Raw genomic sequence first — 22,227 nt, 5'->3', positions numbered from 1 at the left:
CTCCCCTCATCCGGCGGCCCCCGTCACGCGGCCACCGGAACCTCGGGCGCAGCCCCGCTCGTCGCCGGGGACAGCGCCAGCTCCAGGACCTGGCGGACGTCGGTGACGGCGTGCACGTCGAGCTTCTCCAGCACCTCCGCCGGGACGTCGTCCAGGTCGGGCTCGTTGCGCTTGGGGATGATCACGGTGGTGACGCCCGCCCGGTGCGCGGCGAGCAGCTTCTGCTTCACCCCGCCGATCGGCAGCACCCGCCCGGTCAGCGACACCTCGCCGGTCATCGCCACGTCCGTGCGGACCAGGCGTCCGGAGAGCAGCGAGGCCAGGGCCGTGGTCATCGTGATGCCCGCGCTCGGGCCGTCCTTGGGGACCGCGCCCGCCGGGAAGTGGATGTGCACGCCCCGGTCCTTCAGGTCGCCGACCGGGAGTTCCAGCTCGGCGCCGTGGCTGCGCAGGAAGCTCAGCGCGATCTGCGCCGACTCCTTCATCACGTCGCCCAGCTGGCCGGTCAGGGTCAGCCCCGCCGCGCCCGTCTCCGGGTCGGCCAGGGACGCCTCGACGTAGAGGACGTCACCGCCGGCGCCGGTCACGGCGAGCCCGGTGGCGACGCCGGGCACCGCGGTGCGCCGCTCGGCCGGCTCCTGGGCGGACTCCGGCACGTGGTGCGGCCGTCCGATCAGGTCCCGCAGGTCGCCCTCGGCCACGGCGAACGGCAGCTTCCGCTCCCCCAGTTCGTGCTGGGCCGCGACCTTGCGCAGCAGCCGCGCGACGGACCGCTCCAGGTTGCGGACGCCCGCCTCGCGCGTGTACTCGCCGGCGAGCTTGCGCAGCGCGCCCTCCTCGATCGTCACCTCGTCCGGCTGGAGGCCGGCGCGCTCCAGCTGACGCGGGAGCAGGTGGTCGCGGGCGATGACGATCTTCTCGTCCTCGGTGTAGCCGTCGAGGCGGACCAGCTCCATGCGGTCGAGCAGGGCCTCCGGGATGGCCTCCAGGACGTTGGCGGTGGCGAGGAACACCACGTCGGACAGGTCGAGCTCGACCTCCAGGTAGTGGTCACGGAAGGTGTGGTTCTGCGCCGGGTCGAGGACCTCGAGCAGGGCCGCGGCCGGGTCGCCGCGGAAGTCGGAGCCGACCTTGTCGATCTCGTCGAGCAGGACGACCGGGTTCATCGAGCCGGCCTCCTTGATCGCCCGCACGATCCGGCCGGGCAGCGCGCCGACGTAGGTGCGGCGGTGGCCGCGGATCTCGGCCTCGTCACGGACGCCGCCGAGGGCGACCCGGACGAACTTCCGGCCCATGGCGTGGGCGACCGACTCGCCGAGCGAGGTCTTGCCGACGCCGGGCGGGCCCACGAGGGCCAGCACCGCGCCGCCGCGCCGCCGCGCCGCCCGCCGACGACGCCCAGACCCCGGTCGCTGCGCCGCTTGCGCACGGCCAGGTACTCGGTGATGCGCTCCTTCACGTCCTGCAGGCCCGCGTGCTCGGCGTCCAGCACCTGCTGGGCGCCGCGGATGTCGTAGGCGTCCTCGGTGCGCTCGTTCCACGGCATCTCCAGGACCGTGTCGAGCCAGGTGCGGATCCAGGAGCCCTCGGGCGACTGGTCGGAGGAGCGCTCCAGCTTGTCGACCTCCTTGAGGGCGGCCTCACGGACCTTCTCGGGGAGATCGGCGGCCTCGACACGGGCCCGGTAGTCGTCGGACTCCTCGCCGTCCGGCTCGCCGTTCAGCTCGCGCAGCTCCTTGCGGACCGCCTCCAGCTGGCGGCGGAGCAGGAACTCCCGCTGCTGCTTGTCGACGCCCTCCTGGACGTCCTTGGCGATGGTCTCGGCGACGTCCTGCTCGGCGAGGTGGTCGCGCAGCTGCTGGGTGGCGAGCTTCAGCCGGGCCACCGGGTCGGTGGTCTCCAGCAGGGCGGTCTTCTGGTCGGTGGTGAGGAACGGCGAGTAGCCGGAGTTGTCGGCGAGCGCGGAGACGTCGTCGATGGCCTGGACGCGGTCCACGACCTGCCAGGCGCCGCGCTTGCGGAGCCAGGCGGTGGCGAGCGCCTTGTACTCCTTCACCAGTTCGGCCACGTTCCCCGGCAGGGGGTCGGGCACGCTCTCGTCGATGCGGGTGCCCTCCACCCACAGCGCCGCGCCCGGCCCGGTGGTGCCGGCGCCGATGCGCACGCGTCCCCGGCCGCGGATCAGGGCGCCCGGGTCGCCGTCGGCCAGCCGTCCGACCTGCTCGACCGTGCCCAGCACGCCGATCCCGGCGTAGGTGCCGTCGACGCGCGGCACGAGCAGCACCTTCGGCTTGCCCGGTTCGTCGCGGGCGGCGGCCTGGGCGGCCTCCACCGCCGCGCGCACCTCGGAATCGCTCAGGTCCAGCGGAACCACCATCCCCGGCAGCACGACCTCGTCGTCGAGCGGCAGCACGGGCAGGGCGAGCGGTGTGGACTCAGCAGCCATGATCTCCCCTTCGGCAGTCAAGTTGAGCTATGTCGACTCAATGCAGGGGAGCGGCCGAATGTTCCCGGGGGCGCGTTCGCTCTGAGCGATCACCGGGCCGGGCTCCGAGGGGCCGGACCCCCGCACCGCGGGACCTGCCAGGATGAACACATGTCCACCCCCTACGACATTCCCGAAGCTCCTGAAGTCCTGGACCGTCGCGAGGGCCCGTACGGCGAGGTCGTGCTGCGCAGACACGGCGGTCTGCTGCAGATCATCGCCAACGGCTGCTTCCTGATGGACACCTCCGACGGGCGTTCCGAGCGGCTGCTCGTGGACGCGGCCCTGGCGGCCCTGGACCCGGAGGTCACGGACCCCTCGGTGCTGATCGGCGGGCTGGGCGTCGGCTTCTCCCTGGCCCACGCGGCCGGACAGGAGCGCTGGGGCCGGATCACGGTCGTGGAGCGGGAGCCCGCGATCATCGGGTGGCACCGCTCGGGACCGCTGGCCGAGCTGTCGGGCGCGGCGCTCGCCGATCCGCGGACGGAGGTCGTCGAGCAGGACTTGATCGCTTACCTCAAGGAGACGTCCGACACATTCGACGCGCTGTGCCTCGACATCGACAACGGCCCCGACTGGACCGTCGACGAGGGCAACGAGGGCCTTTACTCGCCGGACGGACTCGCGGCATGTGCAAGGGTGTTGAAGCCGCGCGGGATCCTCGCGGTATGGTCCGCGAAGCCTTCCCCGGAATTCGAGGGAACCTTGCGGAATGCCGGATTCCGGCAGGTGCGTACCGAAGAGATCCCCGTTGCCCGGGGCGTTCCGGACGTCGTGCACATCGGCGTCCGCCCTGGATAGCAAAGCCGTGGTGAATCCCCGTACGCTGCTGCCCTGACGCGGATCATTCAAGCGTCAATCGCAGTGATGCGCAGACGACGGATCACCCCACGGATTCCGGATAAGCACACCTCAGGGGCGGGCGATGGAGCAGACACACACCTCCCACAACGGCACGGCGACGACCACCCCCGGCGCACAGCGCAGGGTCCTGGTGGTCGAGGACGACGCGACGATCGTGGACGCCATCGCGACCCGCCTGCGCGCCGAGGGATTCCTCGTGCAAACGGCGGGCGACGGCCCGTCCGCGGTGGACACGGCGGAGGCCTGGCAGCCCGACCTGCTGATCCTCGACATCATGCTGCCGGGCTTCGACGGCCTGGAGGTCTGCCGGCGCGTGCAGGCCCAGCGGCCGGTGCCGGTGATGATGCTCACCGCACGCGACGACGAGACCGACATGCTGGTGGGCCTCGGCGTCGGCGCCGACGACTACATGACCAAGCCGTTCTCCATGCGCGAGCTGGCGGCACGGGTGCACGTGCTGCTGCGCCGCATGGAGCGCGCGGCCCTCGCGGCCACCACCCCGCGCAGCGGCATCCTGCGCCTGGGCGAGCTGGAGATCGACCACGCGCAGCGCCGGGTGCGCGTGCGCAGCGAGGACGTCCACCTGACACCCACCGAGTTCGACCTCCTGGTGTGCCTGGCCAACACCCCGCGCGCGGTGCTCTCCCGTGAGCAGCTGCTGGCCGAGGTCTGGGACTGGGCCGACGCCTCCGGCACCCGCACCGTGGACAGCCACATCAAGGCGCTGCGCCGGAAGATCGGCGCGGAGCGCATCCGCACGGTGCACGGCGTGGGCTACGCCCTGGAGACGCCGACGCCATGAGCGGGGGTCCGGCGGGACGCGGACAGCGGAAGAAGCAGCAGCCCTGGGGCGGTGTGCGCCCGTTCTCGATCAAGACCAAGCTGGGCGCGCTGGTCGTCGTCTCGGTCCTGATCACCACCGGACTCTCGGTGATCGCGGTGCACACCAAGACGGAGCTGCGCTTCATCACGGTCTTCTCGATGATCGCCACGCTGCTGATCACCCAGTTCGTGGCGCACTCCCTCACCGCCCCGCTGGACGACATGAACGCCGTCGCGCGGTCCATCTCGCACGGCGACTACACACGACGGGTGCGCGAGAGCCGCCGCGACGAGCTGGGCGACCTGGCGCAGACGATCAACGTCATGGCCGACGAGCTGGAGGCGCAGGACAGCCAGCGCAAGGAGCTGGTCGCCAACGTCTCCCACGAGCTGCGCACGCCCATCGCGGGACTGCGCGCGGTGCTGGAGAACATCGTCGACGGGGTCACCCGGGCCGACCCGGAGACGATGCGCACGGCCCTGAAGCAGACCGAGCGGCTCGGCCGCCTGGTGGAGACGCTGCTGGACCTCTCGCGCCTGGACAACGGCGTGGTCCCCCTGCGCAGGCGCCGCTTCGAGGTGTGGCCGTACCTGTCGGGCGTGCTGAAGGAGGCCAACATGGTGGCCTCCGCCCGCGCGAGCATGGCCTCCGGCTCGGGCAGTCACACCCGTACGGACGTGCATCTGCACCTGGACGTCTCGCCGCCCGAGCTGGTGGCGCACGCCGACCCGGAGCGGATCCACCAGGTGGTCGCCAACCTGATCGACAACGCGGTCAAGCACAGCCCGCCGCACGGCCGGGTGACCGTGCGGGCCCGGCAGGGTGCCGAGCCGGAGTCGCTGGAGCTGGAGGTGCTGGACGAGGGTCCGGGCATCCCGCGCACGGAGTGGCACCGGGTCTTCGAGCGGTTCAACCGCGGCAGCGTCAACCGGCCGCACGGCCCCGGCAGCGACGGCGGCACCGGTCTCGGCCTCGCGATCGCCCGCTGGGCCGTGGATCTGCACGGCGGCCGGATCGGGGTGGCGGAATCCGAGCGTGGTTGCCGGATTCTGATCACTCTTCCGGGGCCCTCTTCTGTGCCAAGTTGACGTAAAGTTCGAACCGGAGCCTCAAGATCCATCTGCGTTCGCCCTGGCGGACACGTGTGATCAGGCACAGGCCCGCGCGCGGGGCGCGACGGGCCCTGGTCGAGCGATGCCTGATACGGTCGGAAGAAGCGGAACCTCGCTTGTTTCCCGCCAATTCCAGCGCCGAAACACCCGCTGAGATGTGATGTGCACGACGTTGCAAGGGCCCGGCCTGACCTTCTCGCGCGGGGAGGCGTAGCCTTTATTTCCGCTGTCCATCATCTTGCGAAGCGGAAGAGGGCGGTTGACGCCGTGTCGCCACAGTCCCCCAGTAACTCGAGCATCTCGACCGACACCGACCAAGCGGGAAAGAACCCCGCTGCGGCCTTCGGTGCCAACGAATGGCTCGTCGACGAGATCTACCAGCAGTACCTCCAGGACCCGAACTCGGTGGACCGAGCCTGGTGGGACTTCTTCGCCGACTACAAGCCGGGCGCTCCCGCGTCCTCGGCTCCGGCGGGTGACGCGGCCGCGGGGGCCGCGGTGACCCCCACCGCTCCGTCCCAGCCGGCCCCGCCCGCGAAGGCCCAGGCGCCCGCGCAGCCCGCCCCGGCCGCCAAGGCCCCGGCGCAGACGCAGGCCCCCGCGCAGGCGAAGGCCCCGGCCCAGCCGGCGAAGCAGGCCGCTCCCGCCGCCAAGCCGGCGCCGGCCAGGAAGGCCGAGCCCGCGGGCGAGGCGAAGAGCGGTCCCGAGCAGGTCACCCTGCGCGGCCCGTCCGCCGCGGTGGCCAAGAACATGGACGCCTCGCTGGAGCTGCCCACGGCCACGTCCGTGCGCGCGGTCCCGGTGAAGCTGCTGTTCGACAACCGCATCGTCATCAACAACCACCTGAAGCGCGCGCGGGGCGGGAAGATCTCCTTCACGCACCTCATCGGCTACGCCATGGTGCAGGCCATCAAGGCCATGCCGTCGATGAACAACTCGTACGCCAAGGTGGACGGCAAGCCGACCCTGGTGAAGCCGGAGCACATCAACCTCGGTCTCGCCATCGACCTGGTCAAGCCCAACGGCGACCGCCAGCTCGTCGTCGCGGCGATCAAGAAGGCCGAGACGCTGAACTTCTTCGAGTTCTGGCAGGCCTACGAGGACATCGTCCGTCGCGCCCGCGACAACAAGCTGACGATGGACGACTTCACCGGTGTCACGGTCTCCCTGACCAACCCCGGCGGCCTCGGCACCGTCCACTCCGTGCCGCGTCTGATGCCCGGCCAGTCCGTGATCATGGGCGTCGGCTCCATGGACTACCCGGCGGAGTTCCAGGGCACCTCCCAGGACACCCTGAACAAGCTCGGCATCTCGAAGGTCATGACGCTCACGTCGACCTACGACCACCGGGTGATCCAGGGCGCCGCCTCCGGCGAGTTCCTGCGCCAGGTCGCGAACCTCCTCCTCGGCGAGAACAACTTCTACGACGAGATCTTCGAGGCCCTGCGCATCCCCTACGAGCCGGTCCGCTGGCTCAAGGACATCGACGCCAGCCACGACGACGACGTCACCAAGGCCGCCCGGGTCTTCGACCTGATCCACTCCTACCGGGTCCGCGGCCACGTCATGGCCGACACCGACCCGCTCGAGTACAAGGTCCGCAAGCACCCCGACCTGGACATCGTCGAGCACGGCCTCACCCTGTGGGACCTGGAGCGCGAGTTCGCCGTCGGCGGTTTCGCCGGCAAGTCGATGATGAAGCTGCGCGACATCCTCGGCGTGCTCCGCGACTCGTACTGCCGCACCACCGGCATCGAGTTCATGCACATCCAGGACCCCAAGCAGCGCAAGTGGATCCAGGACCGCGTGGAGCGCGGCCACACCAAGCCGGAGCGCGAGGAGCAGCTGCGCATCCTGCGCCGGCTGAACGCGGCGGAGGCCTTCGAGACCTTCCTGCAGACCAAGTACGTCGGCCAGAAGCGCTTCTCGCTGGAGGGCGGCGAGTCCGTCATCCCGCTGCTCGACGCGGTGCTGGACTCGGCCGCCGAGTCCCGCCTGGACGAGGTCGTCATCGGCATGGCCCACCGCGGCCGCCTCAACGTCCTCGCCAACATCGTCGGCAAGTCGTACGCGCAGATCTTCCGCGAGTTCGAGGGCAACCTCGACCCGAAGTCGATGCACGGCTCCGGCGACGTGAAGTACCACCTGGGCGCCGAGGGCACCTTCACCGGCCTGGACGGCGAGCAGATCAAGGTCTCGCTGGTCGCCAACCCCTCGCACCTGGAGGCGGTCGACCCGGTCCTGGAGGGCGTCGCCCGCGCCAAGCAGGACATCATCAACAAGGGCGGCACGGACTTCACCGTCCTGCCGGTGGCCATCCACGGCGACGCGGCCTTCGCGGGCCAGGGCGTGGTGGCCGAGACCCTGAACATGTCGCAGCTGCGCGGCTACCGCACCGGCGGCACCGTGCACGTCGTCATCAACAACCAGGTCGGCTTCACCGCGGCCCCGGAGTCCTCGCGCTCCTCCATGTACGCGACGGACGTGGCCCGCATGATCGAGGCCCCGATCTTCCACGTGAACGGCGACGACCCGGAGGCGGTGGTGCGCGTCGCGCGCCTGGCCTTCGAGTTCCGCCAGGCGTTCAACAAGGACGTGGTGATCGACCTCATCTGCTACCGCCGCCGCGGTCACAACGAGTCCGACAACCCGGCCTTCACCCAGCCGCTGATGTACGACCTGATCGACAAGAAGCGCTCGGTGCGCAAGCTCTACACCGAGTCCCTCATCGGTCGCGGCGACATCACCCTGGAAGAGGCCGAGCAGGCGCTGCAGGACTACCAGGGCCAGCTGGAGAAGGTCTTCACCGAGGTCCGCGAGGCCACCTCGCAGCCGGCCACGGCCGTCCCGTCGGACCCGCAGGCCGAGTTCCCGGTCGCCGTGAACACCGCGGTGAGCTCGGAGATCGTGAAGCGGATCGCCGAGTCCCAGGTCAACATCCCGGACCACGTCACCGTCCACCCGCGTCTGCTGCCGCAGCTGCAGCGCCGGGCCACGATGGTCGAGGACGGCACGATCGACTGGGGCATGGGCGAGACCCTCGCCATCGGCTCCCTCCTGCTGGAGGGCGTCCCGGTCCGGCTGGCCGGCCAGGACTCGCAGCGCGGCACCTTCGGCCAGCGCCACGCGGTGATCATCGACAACAAGACGGGCGAGGAGTACACGCCGCTCCAGTACCTCTCCGAGGACCAGGCGCGCCTCAACGTCTACAACTCGCTGCTGTCCGAGTACGCGGCCATGGGCTTCGAGTACGGCTACTCGCTGGCCCGCCCGGACGCGCTCGTGCTCTGGGAGGCGCAGTTCGGCGACTTCGTCAACGGCGCGCAGACGGTCGTGGACGAGTTCATCTCGTCGGCCGAGCAGAAGTGGGCCCAGACCTCCGGTGTGGTCCTGCTCCTCCCGCACGGCTACGAGGGCCAGGGCCCGGACCACTCCTCGGCCCGCCCGGAGCGCTTCCTGCAGCTCTGCGCCCAGAACAACATGACGGTCGCCATGCCGACCTCGCCGTCGAACTACTTCCACCTCCTGCGGTGGCAGGTGCACAACCCGCACCACAAGCCGCTGGTGGTCTTCACGCCGAAGTCGATGCTGCGCCTCAAGGCCGCCGCGGCGAAGGCGGACGAGTTCACGACGGGCCAGTTCCGCCCGGTCATCGGCGACGACACGGTCGACCCGGCCGCCGTGAAGAAGGTCGTCTTCTGCGCCGGCAAGGTCTACTACGACCTGGCCGCCGAGAGGAAGAAGCGCGGCGCGGACGACACGGCGATCATCCGCATCGAGCGCCTGTACCCGCTGCCGGGTGCCGAGCTCCAGGCGGAGATCAAGAAGTACCCGAACGCCGAGAAGTACCTGTGGGCGCAGGAGGAGCCGGCGAACCAGGGTGCCTGGCCGTTCATCGCGCTCAACCTGATCGACCACCTGGACCTGGCGGTCGGCGCCGACCTGCCGCACGACGAGCGTCTGCGCCGCATCTCGCGGCCGCACAGCTCGTCCCCGGCGGTCGGCTCCGCCAAGCGCCACCAGGCCGAGCAGGAGCAGCTGGTGCGCGAGGTCTTCGAGGCCTGACCCGCACCGGTACGCGGTACGTGAGCGGGCCGCACCCCTTCCCGGGGGTGCGGCCCGCTCCGTTTCCCGCCACATATCCTTGACCTCATGTACTTCACGGACCGTGGCATCGAGGAACTGGAGAAGCGGCGCGGCGAGGAGGAGATCACCTTCGAGTGGCTCGCGGAGCAGCTCCGCACCTTCGTCGACCTCAACCCCGACTTCGAGGTCCCGGTGGAACGCCTGGCGACGTGGCTGGCCCGCCTGGACGACGAGGACGACGAGTAGCGCAGTCCGCGGGCAGTTCGCGTTCGCGTTCGCGTCGCGGGCAGTCGTGCCTCCCCCAGCAACACCCTCCCCATATCGCGAACCAAGGCACCGTTCACCCGAACGCGTGCCTTGACTTCTGTCTGCCGCGATATATCGTGAATCGAGTAATACGCGATATGACGCAACGCCACGGCGCCACCGCCGGGCATCCCGCGATCAGGAGGCCGTCCATGCCCGAGTGGTCCGTCCAGGACAAAACGAACCTCACCTTCGACGCCCCCCTGACCCGCCTCAACGTCCGCATCGTCAACGGCACGGTGAACGTCGTGGGCACGGACGACCCGGAGGCCCACCTCCAGGTCTCCGACGTGGACGGCCCGCCCCTCGTCGTGACCCACGAGGACGGCGTCCTGACCGTCGCCTACGACGACCTCCCCTGGAAGGGCTTCCTCAAGTGGCTCGACCCCAAGGGCTGGCGCCGCAGCGCGGTGGTCTCCCTCGCGGTCCCCGCACGGACCCGCGTGGAGGTCGGCGTCGTCGGCGCCGGCGCCGTCGTCTCGGGCATCCGGGGCCCCGCCGCCGTGAAGGGCGTCGCGGGCGACACCACCCTCGTCGCCCTGTCGGGTCCCGTCCGCGCGGACACCGTCTCCGGCAGCGTGGAGGCCCAGTCGGTGACCGGCGACCTCCACTTCGCGTCGGTCTCCGGCGACCTCACGGTCGTCGAGGGGTCCGGCCCCTCCGTCCGGGCGGACACGGTCAGCGGCTCGATGATCGTGGACCTCGACCCCGAGGGCCCCACCGACGTCCGGCTGACCAGCGTCTCGGGCGAGATCGCCGTCCGGCTGCCCGACCCGGCGGACGCCGACGTGGAGGCCAACACGGCGAGCGGCGCCATCTCCAACGCCTTCGACACCCTGCGGGTGCAGGGGATGTGGGGCGCCCACAAGCTCACCGGCCGCCTCGGCGCGGGCAGCGGCAAGCTGCGGGCCACCACCGTCTCCGGCTCCATCGCCCTGCTGCGCCGCCCGCCCCGCGAGGACGAGCCCGACCCGCGGGGCGGCCCGGGAGACAATGCCGGTACGACCGACAAGAAGGTGCTCTGACATGCCCCCCGTCTTCGCCCACGGACGCCTCCGCCTCTACCTGCTGAAGCTGCTCGACGAGGCCCCCCGGCACGGCTACGAGGTGATCCGCCTCCTCGAGGAGCGCTTCCAGGGGCTGTACGCGCCGTCCGCGGGCACGGTCTACCCGCGGCTCGCCAAGCTCGAGGCGGAAGGGCTCGTCACCCACACCACCGAGGGCGGGCGCAAGGTCTACTCGATCACCGACGCCGGCCGGGCCGAACTGGCCGACCGCAGCGGTGAGCTGGCCGACCTGGAGCTGGAGATCCGCGAGTCGGTCGCCGAGCTGGCCGCCGAAATCCGGGCCGACGTCAGTGGCGCGGCGGGCGACCTGCGCCGCGAGATGCGCGCCGCGGCCGGGCGGGCCCGCCAGCCGCGCGGCGGCTCCGCGTCCGGCGGCAAGGACGCCCCCTTCGGCGACTTCGACCTCGGCGACTTCTCGATGTTCGGCGACAAGGACGCCTGGCGGGCCGCCAAGGAGGAGATGCGCCGCGCCAAGCAGGAGTGGAAGGAGCAGGCCCGGCGCGCCAAGGACGAGAGCCGGCGCTCCCGCGAGGAGGCCCAGCGCGCCCGCCGCCAGGCCAGGGAGGCCCAGGACCGGGCACAGGAGCAGGTGCAGCGCATCGCCCGGCAGGTCCAGGAGCAGGTGCAGGGGCACTTCGCCCGTGGCGACTGGCCGTCCGGACTGCGCGAGGGCCTGGGTGAACTGGCCAAGGAGCTGGGCGAGTTCGGGAAGGACTTCGGCTTCGGCGGTACGGGCTCCGCGGAGGGTCCGGAGTCCCGTCCGTCGTACTCGACGACCCCCGAGGACTTCCCGGCCGACTACGCGCCCGCCTGGGGCCACGCAAGCGCCGCGGAGTCCACGGGCGACCCGGCGCGCGACCTGGAGCGGCTGCTGGACCGCTTCCGGGACGACGTCCGGGACGCCGCGCGGGACCACGGGGTCACCGAGGAGCAGCTGCGCGACGCCCGGCGGCATCTGTCGGAGGCCGCCGCTCGCATAGGGGCGCTGCTGCGGTCGCCGAGGCCCTGACGCCGGTACCCGGAGGCCGGAGCCCTGAGGGGCTCTCAGCCCGCCTTGGCCTCGCCGTCGCCGTAGAGCACGCGGGTGACCGACGCGTGGGTGACGCCGTGGTCGGCTAGGACCTCGGCGGGCAGGCCGGGGCGGGCGGTGAGGGCGAGCAGCAGGTGCTCGTCGCCGATGTGGCGATGGCCGCGGGCGGTGGCGGTGCGCAGGGCGCCGGCCAGGACGTCCTTGGCCGCCCGGTCGAAGGGGCGGTGTCCCCGCCACCGGGGGCGGCCCGGCGCCGTGGACAGGGCGCCGGGGCCGTGCGTGTCCTCCACCCGGGCGACGATCTCGGGGACGTCGATGCCCAGTCCGGCGAGGGCGTCGGTCTCGGCCTGGGTGAGGCCGCCCCGCCGCCGCGCCCGCTCGAGGGCCTCCCGTAGGGGCTCGCGGCGTTCGTCCAGCCCGAGGGCGGTCAGGGCGAAGGAGGCGCGGCTGCCCTCCCGGTCGAGCAGGGCGAGGAGCAGGTGCTCGGCGCCGACGCGGGCCGCTCCGGTCCGTTCGGTGTGGGCGACGGCCTCTTTGACCACGTCCCGGGCGTCCTTGGTGAACCGTTCGAACATCAATGCCTCCCATGCTTCTTGTGCACGGCCTGCCTGCTGATTCCGAGTTCGGTGGCGATCTCCTGCCACGACCAGCCGTGGTTGCGCGCGTTGCGCACCTGCACGGCCTCCAGCTGTTCGAGCAGCTTGCGGAGCGCGGCGACGGCCCGCAGGCCGACTCGCGGATCGCGGTCGCCCGCCCGCTCGGCGAGATCCGTTGCCTCAGTCATGATGTCAACTTACGTTGACATGCTCGCACTGTCAACCACAGTTGACATAACTGCGGCCGGCCCGGAGCACCGGGCCGGCCGCGGAAGCAGGGAGACGCACGTCAGGGGTTGGTGAGCACGATCTTCCCGAACAGCTCGCCGGACGCCATCCGCTCGAAGCCCTCGCGGGCCCGGTCCAGGGGCAGCGCCTCGTCGATGACGGGCCGCACCCCGGTCGCGGCACAGAAGGACAGCAGGTCCTCCAGCTCGTCCTTGGTGCCCATCGTCGACCCCACGACCTTCAGTTCCAGGAAGAAGATGCGGGTCAGCTCGGCGTGGGAGGGGCGGTCGCCGCTGGTGGCGCCGGAGATCACCAGCGTGCCGCCGGGGCGCAGCGACTTCACCGAGTGGGACCAGGTGGCCGCGCCGACGGTCTCGATCACCGCGTCGACCCGCTGCGACAGCCGCGCGCCGGGCTCGACGGCCTCCACGGCGCCCAGCTCCAGCGCCCGCTTGCGCTTGGCCTCGTCCCGGCTGGTGGCGAAGACCCGCAGCCCCGCCGCCTTGCCGAGGACGATCGCGGCGGTCGCGACCCCGCCGCCGGCGCCCTGCACCAGCACGGAGTCACCGGGGCGTACGCCCGCGTTGGTGAACAGCATCCGGTAGGCGGTCAGCCAGGCCGTGGGCAGGCAGGCCGCCTCCTCGAAGGACAGCTCCTTCGGCTTGGGCAGGAGGTTCCAGGTGGGCACGGAGACCTGCTCGGCGAAGGTGCCCTGGTAGCGCTCGGTCAGGATGGAGCGGGACTCCCGGGGTCCCACACCGTGACCGGTCTGGCCGATCACCGAGTGGAGGACGACCTCGTTGCCGTCCTCGTCGATCCCCGCTGCGTCGCAGCCGAGGATCATCGGCAGCTTGTCCTCCGCGAGGCCGACGCCGCGCAGGGACCAGAGGTCGTGGTGGTTGAGGGAGGCGGCCTTGACCGTGACGGTGCTCCAGCCCGGCCGGGACTCGGGAGCGGGTCGCTCTCCCGACTCCAGTCCCGTGAGCGGCTGGTCGCGGTCGATTCGGGCGGCGTAGACGGCGAACATGACCTTGACGATAGGTTCCGCGCCCCGCCGAAGGAACCATGCCCCCCTGTGACACACGCCCTCTTGCGCCGGGCCGGGCCCGCACGGAAGAGCCCGGACACGCGTGAGCCCCGTCCGCGGTCGCGGACGGGGCTTTCACACCTGTGCGCTCAGCGCCGGGCGACGCCCTCCGCCCGGGCGGCGGCGGCCACGGCGGCCGTCACCGCGGGGGCGACCCGCTCGTCGAACGGGGACGGGATGACGTAGTCGGCGGCGAGATCGTCACCGACGACGGAGGCCAGCGCCTCGGCCGCGGCGAGCTTCATGCCCTCCGTGATCCGCGAGGCCCGCACCTGGAGCGCGCCGGCGAAGATGCCGGGGAACGCCAGGACGTTGTTGATCTGGTTGGGGAAGTCCGACCGGCCGGTGGCCACGACGGCCGCGTACTTGTGCGCGACCTCCGGGTGCACCTCCGGGTTCGGGTTGGCCATGGCGAAGACGAAGGCGCCCTCCGCCATCGACGCCACCGCGGGCTCGGGGACCGTGCCGCCGGAGACGCCGATGAAGACGTCGGCGCCCGCCAGCGCGGACTCCAGCGTGCCGGAGATCCCGGCCTTGTTGGTGAACGACGCCAGCTCCGCCTTGATCGGCGTGAGGTCCTCGCGGTCCCGCGAGACCACGCCCTTGCGGTCGGCCACGGCGACGTCCCCGATGCCGGCCTCGACCAGCATCTTGGCGATCGCGACACCCGCCGCGCCCGCACCGGAGATCACCGCCCGCAGCTCGCCCAGCGGACGGCCGCTGAGCCGCGCCGCGTTCCGCAGGGCCGCCAGCGTCACGACCGCCGTGCCGTGCTGGTCGTCGTGGAAGACCGGGATGTCCAGGCGCTCCTGGAGCCGCCGCTCGATCTCGAAGCACCGCGGCGCCGAGATGTCCTCGAGGTTCACCCCGCCGAAGGAGGGGGCGAGCCGGACCACGGTCTCGACGATCTCGTCGACGTCGGTGCAGTTCAGCGCGAGGGGGACCGCGTCCACACCGCCGAACTGCTTGAAGAGGATGGCCTTGCCCTCCATCACCGGGAGGGAGGCCTCGGGGCCGATGTCACCGAGCCCCAGCACGGCCGTGCCGTCGGTGACGACGGCGACGACCGAGGACTTCCACGTGTAGTCGTGGACCAGTTCCGGCTGCTCGGCGATCGCGCTGCACACCTTCGCGACGCCGGGCGTGTACGCCAGGGACAGGTCGTCCTTGTCGCGGACCGGCACGGTGGCCTGCACGGCCATCTTGCCGCCGCGGTGCAGCGCGAACGCCGGGTCGAAGGACTCCAGGGGCTCTGCCCCGCCGTCCCGCTCGGAAGCGTCCCGGTTCTCGCTGTCGCTGCGAGGATTGACAATCTCCGCTGCCACTTGGTTTTACCCCTTAAGTGTTCATTGTTTGAGGGTTGCCACTCCTGGTGAGGGGTGGGCGGGACCGCGCCAGGCCCGGAGGGGTTACTGCTTACGGGCCGAACGCGACGGGCGCGCCGCACACGCGCCCTGAGCCCCGGATGAGGGGTGTAAAGAACCTTCTTACCGGACGGACGCGGTCGGCGACGAGTCCATAACGCGAAGGTCACATGCCGACGCCGTGAAGCATCGTCCGATATCAGGACAAGACCTGGACGAAGTCCCAGCAAGCCCGCAAGTACCCCTCCGACTCGGCGGGTCGCCCGCGCAACAGGGGTATCGACGAAGATCTTGCGGTCGGAATGACGGATTCCCGAAGAGTCTGCGGTCGCGTTGTACCCAAGTGGCCGGGTTCGAGGACGCGCCGTTATCCGATTTTGACATCGGAAGCCCCCTGAACGGTCCAATCCGAATGGCAAGATGCGGTAATCACACGAGGTCGCGGCACTCGAAGGTGTGTGCCCCTGTCGACCCCGCGGCGATGCCGACAGGCAGTCGCCGGCCCCATCGGCACTCCACCCATCCGCCGGAGGAACCCACCATGACCGCAAGCACCACCCGTCGTACCACCGCCGCGCGCTCACGGATTGCAGCGGTCGGCGCGATCGCGGTCGCAGGCGCACTGCTTCTCACCGGCTGCGGTGACCAGACCGAAGGCAGCGGAGGCTCGGACACCAAGGAGTCGGGCAAGACCAACTCCGCCCCGCTGTTCGACAAGCTGCCCAAGGACATCCAGAACGCCGGCGTCCTCAAGGCGGGCACGAACGCCGAGTACGCCCCGATGGAGTTCCAGGAGGGCGGCAAGATCGTCGGTGTGGACCCCGACATCGCCGCCGCGCTGGGCGAGAAGCTGGGTGTCAAGGTCGAGTTCACCTCCGGCAACTTCGACGGTCTGATCACCGCGCTGAACTCGGGCCGCTACGACATCGCGATGTCGTCCATCACGGACAACAAGCAGCGCCAGGAGGGCCTGGACGACAAGGGCAAGAAGCTCGGCCCGGGCGTCGACTTCGTCGACTACTTCGTGGCCGGCACCGCCGTGTACGTCCAGAAGGGCAACCCCAAGGGGATCAACTCCATCGAGGACCTCTGCGGGCAGCCGGCCGCCGTGCAGCGCGGCACCACGTACGAGAAGGCGCTGCAGGACCAGTCCAAGAAGTGCACGGACGCCGGCAAGAAGGCCGTCAAGATCCAGTCGTTCGAGAACGACACCGAGGCCCAGACCCGTGTGAAGTCCGGCGGCGCGGTGGCCGGCGTGAACGACTACCCGGTCGCGGTCGACCTGGCCCGCAAGGCCGACAACGGCAACGCCTTCGAGATCGTCGGCGAGCAGGTGGACGCCGGTCCGTTCGGCATCGCGGTCAACAAGGACAACAAGCAGCTCACGGAGGCCCTGGAGGCCGCCGTCAACGCCATCATCGAGGACGGCACGTACAAGAAGATCCTCGCGAAGTGGGGTGCCGAGACCGGCGCCATCGACAAGGCCGTGGTCAACGGCGGCAAGTGACGGTCCCGGGCACGACTGAAGGGCAGTCACAGTGACCGACAAACTCGACAAGGGGACGGGCGGCGCCCGACCGGCGGCCGCCGTCTCCAAGGACGACGGGCCCGCCTCCGTGGCGCCCGCGGTGATCAAGGCCATCCCGGTCCGTCACTACGGCCGCTACGTCAGCGCCGTCGTCGTGCTGGCCCTGGTGGGCCTGCTGATCAACGCCTTCGCCACCGCTGAAAAGATCCAGTGGCAGGCCGTCGGCGACTACGTCTTCGACAGCACCGTGCTGGCCGGCGCCGGCCGCACGCTGCTGATCAGCGTCCTGGCCATGGTCATGGGCGTGGTCCTCGGCGTGGTCCTCGCCGTGATGCGGCTGTCGAAGAACCCGGTGACCAGCTGGGTCGCCTGGGTCTACATCTGGTTCTTCCGCGGCACCCCCGTCTACGTGCAGCTGCTGCTGTGGTTCAACCTGGCGCTGATCTTCCCCGTGCTGAACCTCGGCCCGCTCTACAAGGACGAGATGGTCGACGTCATGACGCCGTTCATGGCGGCCCTGCTGGGGCTCGGCCTGAACGAGGCGGCGTACATGGCCGAGATCTGCCGTGCGGGCCTCCAGTCCGTCGACGACGGCCAGACCGAGGCGGCGCACGCGCTGGGCATGAGCCACGGCAAGACGCTGCGGCGCATCGTGATCCCGCAGGCGATGCGGGTGATCGTGCCGCCGACCGGCAACGAGTTCCTCAACATGCTGAAGACCTCGTCGCTGGTGTACGCGGTGACGTACAACGAACTGCTCCGCGCCACCTCCACGATCGGCTCCACGTCGTACGCGGTGATGGAGATGCTGTTCGTGGCGTGCATCTGGTACCTGGTCATCACCAGCGTGTTCAGCGTCGGCCAGTACTACCTGGAGCGCCGTTTCGCGCGCGGCTCGTCCCGGAACCTGCCCCCGACCCCGTGGCAGAAGATCAAGGTCAACATGATGGCCTTCAGCCGCGAGAGGAGCAGCACGGTATGACGGCCATGGTGAAGGCCGAGGGCGTCCACAAGTCCTTCGGCGGTGTGCAGGTCCTCAAGGGCATCGACCTGGAGGTGAAGACCGGCGAGGTGTTCTGCCTCATCGGCCCCTCCGGCTCGGGCAAGTCGACCTTCCTGCGGTGCATCAACCACCTGGAGAAGATCAACGCCGGCCGGCTCTACGTCGACGGCGAGCTGGTGGGCTACCGCCAGAAGGGCGACAAGCTCTACGAGCTGAAGGACAGCGAGGTCGCCCAGCAGCGCCGGGACATCGGCATGGTCTTCCAGCGCTTCAACCTGTTCCCGCACATGACGGCCGTCGAGAACGTCATGGAGGCGCCGGTCCAGGTCAAGGGCCTCAGCCGGTCCGCGGCCCGGCAGCGGGCGCTGGAGCTGCTGGACCGCGTGGGCCTCGGCGACAAGGCCGGGAACTACCCCTCCCAGCTCTCCGGCGGCCAGCAGCAGCGGGTGGCGATCGCCCGGGCGCTCGCCATGGACCCGAAGCTGATGCTGTTCGACGAGCCGACCTCGGCGCTCGACCCGGAGCTGGTCGGTGACGTCCTCGACGTCATGCGCGACCTGGCCGAGTCGGGCATGACGATGATCGTCGTCACCCACGAGATGGGCTTCGCCCGCGAGGTGGGCGACAGCCTGGTGTTCATGGACGGCGGTGTGGTGGTCGAGTCCGGCCACCCCCGGGACGTGCTGACCGACCCGCAGCACGAGCGCACCAAGTCGTTCCTGTCCAAGGTCCTCTGACCTCGGCGCCCGCACGGCGAAGGGGCGGTACGGAGTTCTCCGTACCGCCCCTTCCCCTGTGCTCCGGGCCCGCTACTTCAGCGCCAGCAGCAGCGTGTCCGACGGCGAGCACCACACCGGGCGGGCCTCGGCGAAGCCCGCCTCGCGCAGGACGCGCGCGTGCCACGCGGGGCTCGGCATGTCGCCGTCGGCGTGGTCCCCGTAGATCTCGAAGCGGCGGGCGGTGGGGCCGGCCAGGACCGGGTCCTTGGCGGCGAGCTGCCACCACTCCGACCAGTCGAGGGCGCCCTGTTCCTTCGCCTGGTCCATGCGTGCGTGGCGCTGGGCGCGTTCGGCCGCGTTGATGCGGGGGGTGGTCTCGTCGATCATGTGGTCGGCGTTCATGAAGACGCCGCCGTCGCGGACCAGGCCCGCGAGGTGTCCGTAGAGGTCCGCGAGGGGTTCCCGGTGCAGCCAGTGCAGGGCCGTCGCGGTGAGCACGGCGTCGTAGGAGTCGTGCGGGAGCTGCGTGGCCCAGCCGGGGTCCTTGAGGTCGGCGGTGACGAAGGTGACCCGCTCGTCGCCTTCGAAGGTGCCCTCGGCGATGGCGAGCAGCGCCGGGTCGAGGTCGACGCCGGTGCTGGTGGCGTCGGGGAAGCGGTCGAGCAGCCGGGCGGTGATGCTGCCGGTGCCGCAGGCCAGGTCGAGGACGCGCGGGGCGGTGCCGACGAGGGCCTCCACCATGTCGAGCATGACCCGGAAGCGTTCCTCCCGGTCGGGCATGTACCACTCCTGCTGCCGGTCCCAGCTCTCCTGCCAGGCCTGCCAGTCGGCGCCGGCCGTGGTGGTGTGCGAGTCCGTCATGGCCCCTCCCTCGCAAGGCACTCCGTAATACCCTGGACGCACGATCGTCTGTTACCCGACCGCACGCACGACCATAGAGCCCCTGCGTAAGGACTACAAGTGGAACTGGCCTATTACTCGGACTACGCCGTACGCCTCGTGAACACCGAGGAGCCGGTCCGGGGCACGGACGTGCTCACCTCCGTCGAGGCCGTGCGCGACCTGTTCGGCGGCAACCGGTCGGCCGCCCGGCGGGCCACCGAGGCGGACGTGACGCGGTTCCGCTCGGTCCGGGCCAGGCTCCGGTCGGTCTTCGAGGCGGCGAACGGCGGCGACGAGACCCTCGCCGTCGACCTGCTGAACTCCCTGCTCCTCGAGTTCCCGGTGAGCCCGCAGATCTCGGGCCACGACGTCCGCGACGACGACGGCCGCCCGCTGTGGCACATGCACCTGGCCGACCACCCGTCCAACGCCACCGCGGGCTACGCCGCGATCGCCGCGATGGGCCTGGCCTTCCACCTCACCGAGTACGGCGTCGACCGCCTCGGTCTGTGCGAGGCGGCGCCCTGCCGCAACGCCTACCTGGACACCTCGACCAACCGCTCCCGGCGTTACTGTTCGGACCGCTGCGCCACCCGTGCGAACGTGGCCGCCTACCGGGCCCGCAAACGCCTGGAGGCGGACCGGTCGGAGAACACGGGACGGGCCGACGTCAGCAGCCAGACCAGCAGCGACGGCAGCGACCGCCGCGTCGTGGAGCGCGGCCGGTAGCGGAAGCGGACCCGGCCCAGCACCAGCTCGTCGGGGACGACGCCGTAGTCGGTGCTGTCGCCGCCCGCGTAGGCGTTGTCCCCGAGCACCCACCAGCCGCCGTCGCGCCGCTCGGCCGCCCGTTTGACGACCAGCAGGTCCTGCTGGAACGGATGGCGCAGCACGACCACGTCGCCGCGTTTCACCCGCGCCCCGTAGTGGACCAGGAGCCGGTCCCCGTGGCGCAGCGTGGGCACCATCGACGGTCCGGTCACCTCGGCCACCCCGAAGGGCAGCGGCGCCCTCACCCGCTCGGCGTCCTGCGACAGCTCCGGCATCTCCCGGCACCTCCCCGGTTCTTCCTCCACCAGTCTCAGTCTGACCCCGGACTTTTGTCCTAAGCCCACGGGGGCACTCGCGAAAACCGGTCCGTCACGGAGTAATGTCCCCTGTGAGAAGACGATCACGAGGAAGGAAACGCTTCATGCTTTCCCGCCTGTTTGCCCCCAGGGTCAAGGTCAGCGCGCACTGCGACCTGCCCTGCGGTGTGTACGACCCGGCCCAGGCCCGCATCGAGGCGGAGTCGGTCAAGGCTGTCCAGGAGAAGATGGCCGGCAACGACGACCCGCACTTCCAGGCCCGCGCCACGGTCATCAAGGAGCAGCGCGCCGAGCTGGCGAAGCACCACGTCTCCGTGCTGTGGAGCGACTACTTCAAGCCGCCGCACTTCGAGAAGTACCCGGAGCTGCACCAGCTGGTCAACGACACCCTGAAGGCCCTCTCGGCCGCCAAGGCGTCGACCGACCCGGCCACCGGCCAGAAGGCGCTGGACTACATCGCCCAGATCGACAAGATCTTCTGGGAGACCAAGAAGGCCTGACCCGGCCTCGCCGCTCCGCGCGGCCGGCGATCGGTGCACCATCGCAGGTCCTGGGGCTTTTCGGAAGGGGGCCCGTCGCTTCACGCGGCGGGTCCCCTTCGGTGTTTCCCGGCGCCGTGCGCGGGGCCCGTGGGATGCTGGGCCCATGGAGCTGGAGGATCTGGTCCGGCTGCGGCGGGCCCGGGACCGGATGGACCGCGAGTACGCCGAGCCGCTCGACGTCGCGGAGCTGGCGCGGACGGCGCTGATGTCTCCGGGCCACTTCCAGCGCAGCTTCCGGGCCGCGTACGGGCAGACGCCGTACGCGTATCTGATGACGCGGCGCATCGAGCGCGCCAAGGCGCTGCTGCGCAAGGGTGACCTGTCGGTGACCGAGGTGTGCCTGGCGGTCGGCTGCACCTCGCTCGGCTCGTTCAGCTCGCGCTTCACCGAGCTGGTCGGGGAGACGCCGAGCGCGTATCGCGCCCGCTCGCACGAGGAGAGCGCGGTCATCCCGCCGTGCGTCGTGCGGACGTACACCCGGCCGGTCCGGGTCCGGCGGCGGGTCGACCCGAGCGGGAACTTCTAGGAAGGCGGGACACGTATGGACAGGGCGACGGACGTACGGCTCGCCCAGTGCTTCGTCGCGGTCGACGACCACGACAAGGCGCTGGCCTTCTACTGCGACGTGCTGGGCTTCGAGGTGCGCAACGACGTGGGCTTCGAGGGGATGCGCTGGGTGACCGTCGCCTCCCCCGAGCAGGACGTGGAGATCGTCCTGGAGCCGCCCGCCGCGAGCCCCGACATCTCCCCCGCCGACAAGCAGGCGATGGCCGAACTGCTCGCCAAGGGCATCCTGCGCGGGGTCAACTTCACCACCACCGACTGCGACGCCCTCTTCGAGCGGGTCCGGGCCGCGGGCTTCGACGTGCTCCAGGAGCCGGTGGACCAGCCGTACGGGATGCGGGACTGCGCGTTCCGCGACCCGGCGGGGAACATGGTGCGCTTCCTGGAGCGCCCCGCGGACTGAACGCCCTCAGCGGGCCAGGGCCATGCCCGCGGCCGGTACGAGGAGCGCCGCCGTCACCGCGGCCGGGAGGGCGAGGGTCAGGGCGGCGACCGCCGCGCGCCGGACCGTGCCCGGCGGGGGCGGGTCGCCGGGAGTCAGGCGGTCCCACAGACGGGCGGCCTCCCGGCGCTCACCGGCGCGGCGCACCGCCGCCCGGACGCCCAGCCCCGAGGCGGCCGCGCCGCCGAGTGCCGACACCGCGCACGGCGCCCACCACGACCCCGTGACCAGCAAGGTCAGCCCGACGACGGCGACCGTGGCCCAGCCGGTCAGGCAGGCGAGCGCCCCGGTCCTGCGGGAGGGCGGCCGGTCGGCCGCCCCGGCCCGCAGGTCGGCGAGGGCCGGCAGGTACCAGACACAGCCGGCGCCGGTGACCAGCGCGCACCCGAGGGCGAGGACGGGCTCCGCCAC

At 70.9% G+C, this 22,227-nt stretch carries 21 protein-coding genes and 1 pseudogene; 14 read left to right on the top strand and 8 right to left on the bottom strand.

Going from position 1 to position 22,227, the window contains the following annotated elements; translation table 11 throughout:
- Nucleotides 1–23 precede the first annotated feature (23 nt).
- Nucleotides 24–2,446, bottom strand: a pseudogene (lon, locus tag ACQZOG_RS20345) (endopeptidase La).
- Nucleotides 2,447–2,596: 150 nt separating this feature from the next.
- On the opposite strand from lon, the gene ACQZOG_RS20340 reads away from it, so the two are divergent.
- The 7 genes from ACQZOG_RS20340 (at nucleotide 2,597) to ACQZOG_RS20310 (ending at nucleotide 11,752) form a co-directional block, all read left to right on the top strand.
- Nucleotides 2,597–3,286: a spermidine synthase gene (locus tag ACQZOG_RS20340; RefSeq protein ID WP_033272016.1), complete on the top strand. Its 690-nt coding sequence runs from the start codon at nucleotides 2,597–2,599 to the stop codon at nucleotides 3,284–3,286.
- A 124-nt stretch (nucleotides 3,287–3,410) separates the two neighbouring features.
- Nucleotides 3,411–4,151 carry a response regulator transcription factor gene (locus tag ACQZOG_RS20335; RefSeq protein WP_030223674.1) on the top strand — a complete coding sequence of 247 codons (741 nt, stop codon included), beginning with the start codon at nucleotides 3,411–3,413 and terminating at the stop codon, nucleotides 4,149–4,151.
- Nucleotides 4,148–5,260: a sensor histidine kinase gene (locus ACQZOG_RS20330; RefSeq protein WP_033272017.1), complete on the top strand. Its 1,113-nt coding sequence runs from the start codon at nucleotides 4,148–4,150 to the stop codon at nucleotides 5,258–5,260. Before ACQZOG_RS20335 ends, ACQZOG_RS20330 begins: the two co-directional genes overlap by 4 nt.
- A gap of 291 nt (nucleotides 5,261–5,551) precedes the next feature.
- Nucleotides 5,552–9,349 carry a multifunctional oxoglutarate decarboxylase/oxoglutarate dehydrogenase thiamine pyrophosphate-binding subunit/dihydrolipoyllysine-residue succinyltransferase subunit gene (locus tag ACQZOG_RS20325; RefSeq protein ID WP_058916939.1) on the top strand — a complete coding sequence of 1,266 codons (3,798 nt, stop codon included), beginning with the start codon at nucleotides 5,552–5,554 and terminating at the stop codon, nucleotides 9,347–9,349.
- Between the two features lie 87 nt (nucleotides 9,350–9,436).
- Nucleotides 9,437–9,616, top strand: coding sequence for a DUF6104 family protein (locus ACQZOG_RS20320; protein WP_028420339.1), 180 nt, complete (start codon nucleotides 9,437–9,439; stop codon nucleotides 9,614–9,616).
- 212 nt (nucleotides 9,617–9,828) lie between these two features.
- Nucleotides 9,829–10,701, top strand: a complete 873-nt coding sequence (locus tag ACQZOG_RS20315; RefSeq protein ID WP_033272019.1) for a DUF4097 family beta strand repeat-containing protein — start codon at nucleotides 9,829–9,831, stop codon at nucleotides 10,699–10,701.
- Nucleotide 10,702: 1 nt separating this feature from the next.
- Entirely contained in the window at nucleotides 10,703–11,752 is a 1,050-nt protein-coding gene (locus ACQZOG_RS20310) for a PadR family transcriptional regulator (RefSeq protein ID WP_193456166.1), read from the top strand.
- Between the two features lie 35 nt (nucleotides 11,753–11,787).
- Here ACQZOG_RS20310 and ACQZOG_RS20305 read toward each other — a convergent pair whose 3' ends face one another.
- From ACQZOG_RS20305 to ACQZOG_RS20290, 4 genes are all read right to left on the bottom strand, one after another.
- Nucleotides 11,788–12,348, bottom strand: a complete 561-nt coding sequence (locus ACQZOG_RS20305; RefSeq protein ID WP_193456167.1) for a Clp protease N-terminal domain-containing protein — start codon at nucleotides 12,346–12,348, stop codon at nucleotides 11,788–11,790.
- On the bottom strand, nucleotides 12,348–12,557 hold the full coding sequence (locus ACQZOG_RS20300) for a helix-turn-helix domain-containing protein (RefSeq protein ID WP_033272022.1): 210 nt from the start codon (nucleotides 12,555–12,557) through the stop codon (nucleotides 12,348–12,350). The genes ACQZOG_RS20305 and ACQZOG_RS20300 overlap by 1 nt, the downstream gene beginning before the upstream one ends.
- Before the next feature lie 101 nt (nucleotides 12,558–12,658).
- Nucleotides 12,659–13,624 carry a zinc-binding dehydrogenase gene (locus tag ACQZOG_RS20295; RefSeq protein ID WP_391605972.1) on the bottom strand — a complete coding sequence of 322 codons (966 nt, stop codon included), beginning with the start codon at nucleotides 13,622–13,624 and terminating at the stop codon, nucleotides 12,659–12,661.
- Between the two features lie 149 nt (nucleotides 13,625–13,773).
- Entirely contained in the window at nucleotides 13,774–15,009 is a 1,236-nt protein-coding gene (locus tag ACQZOG_RS20290) for an NAD(P)-dependent malic enzyme (RefSeq protein WP_033272024.1), read from the bottom strand.
- Between the two features lie 580 nt (nucleotides 15,010–15,589).
- Here ACQZOG_RS20290 and ACQZOG_RS20285 point away from each other — a divergent pair.
- The 3 genes from ACQZOG_RS20285 to ACQZOG_RS20275 are packed head-to-tail and all read left to right on the top strand — an operon-like array spanning nucleotide 15,590 to nucleotide 18,316.
- Nucleotides 15,590–16,555, top strand: a complete 966-nt coding sequence (locus tag ACQZOG_RS20285; RefSeq protein ID WP_033272025.1) for an ABC transporter substrate-binding protein — start codon at nucleotides 15,590–15,592, stop codon at nucleotides 16,553–16,555.
- Nucleotides 16,556–16,586: 31 nt separating this feature from the next.
- Entirely contained in the window at nucleotides 16,587–17,558 is a 972-nt protein-coding gene (locus ACQZOG_RS20280) for an amino acid ABC transporter permease (RefSeq protein WP_203550124.1), read from the top strand.
- Nucleotides 17,555–18,316 (top strand): amino acid ABC transporter ATP-binding protein, encoded by a 762-nt coding sequence (locus ACQZOG_RS20275; protein WP_033272027.1) that lies wholly within the window; start codon nucleotides 17,555–17,557, stop codon nucleotides 18,314–18,316. Before ACQZOG_RS20280 ends, ACQZOG_RS20275 begins: the two co-directional genes overlap by 4 nt.
- Nucleotides 18,317–18,388: 72 nt before the next feature.
- Here ACQZOG_RS20275 and ACQZOG_RS20270 read toward each other — a convergent pair whose 3' ends face one another.
- Nucleotides 18,389–19,159 carry a class I SAM-dependent methyltransferase gene (locus tag ACQZOG_RS20270; RefSeq protein ID WP_033272028.1) on the bottom strand — a complete coding sequence of 257 codons (771 nt, stop codon included), beginning with the start codon at nucleotides 19,157–19,159 and terminating at the stop codon, nucleotides 18,389–18,391.
- Nucleotides 19,160–19,258: 99 nt separating this feature from the next.
- Here ACQZOG_RS20270 and ACQZOG_RS20265 point away from each other — a divergent pair, with 99 nt between their 5' ends.
- On the top strand, nucleotides 19,259–19,909 hold the full coding sequence (locus ACQZOG_RS20265) for a CGNR zinc finger domain-containing protein (RefSeq protein WP_033272029.1): 651 nt from the start codon (nucleotides 19,259–19,261) through the stop codon (nucleotides 19,907–19,909).
- Here the strand turns inward: ACQZOG_RS20265 and sodX are convergent.
- A complete protein-coding gene (gene sodX, locus ACQZOG_RS20260) occupies nucleotides 19,792–20,226 on the bottom strand; it encodes a nickel-type superoxide dismutase maturation protease (protein WP_078493010.1) in 435 nt (144 codons plus the stop codon). The genes ACQZOG_RS20265 and sodX overlap by 118 nt on opposite strands.
- 146 nt (nucleotides 20,227–20,372) lie before the next feature.
- Between sodX and sodN the strand changes: the two genes are divergently transcribed.
- From sodN to ACQZOG_RS20245, 3 genes are all read left to right on the top strand, one after another.
- Nucleotides 20,373–20,768 (top strand): superoxide dismutase, Ni, encoded by a 396-nt coding sequence (sodN, locus tag ACQZOG_RS20255; RefSeq protein ID WP_006136256.1) that lies wholly within the window; start codon nucleotides 20,373–20,375, stop codon nucleotides 20,766–20,768.
- Between the two features lie 145 nt (nucleotides 20,769–20,913).
- Nucleotides 20,914–21,336: a helix-turn-helix domain-containing protein gene (locus ACQZOG_RS20250; protein ID WP_033272030.1), complete on the top strand. Its 423-nt coding sequence runs from the start codon at nucleotides 20,914–20,916 to the stop codon at nucleotides 21,334–21,336.
- Between the two features lie 15 nt (nucleotides 21,337–21,351).
- Nucleotides 21,352–21,777, top strand: coding sequence for a VOC family protein (locus tag ACQZOG_RS20245; RefSeq protein WP_037641514.1), 426 nt, complete (start codon nucleotides 21,352–21,354; stop codon nucleotides 21,775–21,777).
- Between the two features lie 6 nt (nucleotides 21,778–21,783).
- Here the strand turns inward: ACQZOG_RS20245 and ACQZOG_RS20240 are convergent, their stop codons facing one another.
- Complete coding sequence (locus ACQZOG_RS20240; protein WP_193456170.1) at nucleotides 21,784–22,227, bottom strand: hypothetical protein; 444 nt, start codon at nucleotides 22,225–22,227, stop codon at nucleotides 21,784–21,786.

The organism is Streptomyces sp. P13-3-3 (assembly GCF_050571355.1).
Lineage (GTDB): Bacteria > Actinomycetota > Actinomycetes > Streptomycetales > Streptomycetaceae > Streptomyces > Streptomyces althioticus.
This window is presented reverse-complemented; position numbering and strand designations above follow the sequence as displayed.

Coding starts and splice junctions, on each gene's coding strand:
- ACQZOG_RS20340 (WP_033272016.1), top strand. CDS start 2,597: ATGTCCACCCCCTACGACATTCCCGAAGCTCCTGAAGTCCTGGACCGT.
- ACQZOG_RS20335 (WP_030223674.1), top strand. CDS start 3,411: ATGGAGCAGACACACACCTCCCACAACGGCACGGCGACGACCACCCCC.
- ACQZOG_RS20330 (WP_033272017.1), top strand. CDS start 4,148: ATGAGCGGGGGTCCGGCGGGACGCGGACAGCGGAAGAAGCAGCAGCCC.
- ACQZOG_RS20320 (WP_028420339.1), top strand. CDS start 9,437: ATGTACTTCACGGACCGTGGCATCGAGGAACTGGAGAAGCGGCGCGGC.
- ACQZOG_RS20315 (WP_033272019.1), top strand. CDS start 9,829: ATGCCCGAGTGGTCCGTCCAGGACAAAACGAACCTCACCTTCGACGCC.
- ACQZOG_RS20310 (WP_193456166.1), top strand. CDS start 10,703: ATGCCCCCCGTCTTCGCCCACGGACGCCTCCGCCTCTACCTGCTGAAG.
- ACQZOG_RS20305 (WP_193456167.1), bottom strand. CDS start 12,348: ATGTTCGAACGGTTCACCAAGGACGCCCGGGACGTGGTCAAAGAGGCC.
- ACQZOG_RS20300 (WP_033272022.1), bottom strand. CDS start 12,557: ATGACTGAGGCAACGGATCTCGCCGAGCGGGCGGGCGACCGCGATCCG.
- ACQZOG_RS20295 (WP_391605972.1), bottom strand. CDS start 13,624: ATGTTCGCCGTCTACGCCGCCCGAATCGACCGCGACCAGCCGCTCACG.
- ACQZOG_RS20285 (WP_033272025.1), top strand. CDS start 15,590: ATGACCGCAAGCACCACCCGTCGTACCACCGCCGCGCGCTCACGGATT.
- ACQZOG_RS20275 (WP_033272027.1), top strand. CDS start 17,555: ATGACGGCCATGGTGAAGGCCGAGGGCGTCCACAAGTCCTTCGGCGGT.
- ACQZOG_RS20270 (WP_033272028.1), bottom strand. CDS start 19,159: ATGACGGACTCGCACACCACCACGGCCGGCGCCGACTGGCAGGCCTGG.
- sodX (WP_078493010.1), bottom strand. CDS start 20,226: ATGCCGGAGCTGTCGCAGGACGCCGAGCGGGTGAGGGCGCCGCTGCCC.
- sodN (WP_006136256.1), top strand. CDS start 20,373: ATGCTTTCCCGCCTGTTTGCCCCCAGGGTCAAGGTCAGCGCGCACTGC.
- ACQZOG_RS20250 (WP_033272030.1), top strand. CDS start 20,914: ATGGAGCTGGAGGATCTGGTCCGGCTGCGGCGGGCCCGGGACCGGATG.
- ACQZOG_RS20245 (WP_037641514.1), top strand. CDS start 21,352: ATGGACAGGGCGACGGACGTACGGCTCGCCCAGTGCTTCGTCGCGGTC.